This window comes from Pseudoxanthomonas mexicana, assembly GCF_001556105.1.
Lineage (GTDB): Bacteria > Pseudomonadota > Gammaproteobacteria > Xanthomonadales > Xanthomonadaceae > Pseudoxanthomonas_A > Pseudoxanthomonas_A mexicana_A.
The window spans coordinates 1-259 of sequence record NZ_LSIF01000006.1; the positions used below are offsets into that span (position 1 = coordinate 1).

The 259-nt window shown below is 62.2% G+C and carries 1 protein-coding gene; it reads left to right on the forward strand.

Features of this window, described 5'->3' with window-relative positions; translation table 11 throughout:
• Positions 1–235 (forward strand): hypothetical protein (locus AX730_RS19275; RefSeq protein WP_232310135.1); only part of this gene is annotated, 235 nt, incomplete at its 5' end.
• Positions 236–259 lie beyond the last annotated feature (24 nt).

Sequence of the window (259 nt, forward strand, 5' to 3'; positions counted from 1 at the left end):
GGGCGTTCTTGTTGGGTCGGCTTCGGCCATCATCGGGCTTTGCATTCTTCATGGCTCCGGCGTTGATCGGTTGTTGATGGCTCCAGCTTCGTTGTTCTTCTTTGCTTTGGTTGTCTTGGCTTCGGTTGCATCGTGTGTGCGCCGCGCGGTGGTCGGCGAGGTTCGCGGCTTGCGGATGGGCGGCGCTGTCGGCTTCGGCTTTATGCACAGCCGGCCTCTCGCTGCTGCGGGCTAACGGACGGTGATTTCCGGCTCCCGG